This window comes from Pseudoteredinibacter isoporae (genome assembly GCF_040372805.1).
GTDB lineage: Bacteria > Pseudomonadota > Gammaproteobacteria > Pseudomonadales > Cellvibrionaceae > Pseudoteredinibacter > Pseudoteredinibacter isoporae_A.
Genome location: NZ_BAABWJ010000038.1, coordinates 1 through 455, shown reverse-complemented (window position 1 = coordinate 455; position 455 = coordinate 1). Strand labels below are relative to the sequence as shown.

Sequence of the window (455 nt, the reverse complement as noted above, 5' to 3'; positions counted from 1 at the left end):
TAGACCGTATCTTCTGTTCCTGGCGTTGGGGTATTCGGCGTGCCACCCGGAGTGGTCTCATCGTGGATCGTGGTGGTCACGGTATCCGTGCTGTTCTCCACCGCTTCATACGCCGTGGTAATCGCACCGGCGATGGTGCCGTTCGCACCCAGGTTTACGGTGAAGGTTTCTTCATCGTCCGAGATTAAGTCGTCTGTCGCTGTGGTCTGGAACACCTGGCCAATGGTCACGTTTTGCGTCGCGTTCGCGTAGTCCGCATTACCCGCTGTGCCGTTGGTGAACACCACATCCACCGTACCCGCCGCTGGGCTCGCAATCTCGGTACCGGTGGAATCCACCGCAATCACTTTGTAGTACGCCGACTCACCTTCATTGGTCGCGTTCGCGCTGGTGTCAGCCAGGGCATTGCCCGCACTGTCCGTCGCAATCACCCGCAAGGTGACAGTATCTTCCGC

General features: G+C 58.9%; 1 protein-coding gene. It reads right to left on the bottom strand.

All coding sequences use genetic code 11. The annotated features are described in order from the left end of the window. Window positions 1–455, bottom strand: a 455-nt coding sequence (locus tag ABWW03_RS19965) for a hypothetical protein (RefSeq protein WP_353411445.1), incomplete at both ends; no start/stop codon positions are given.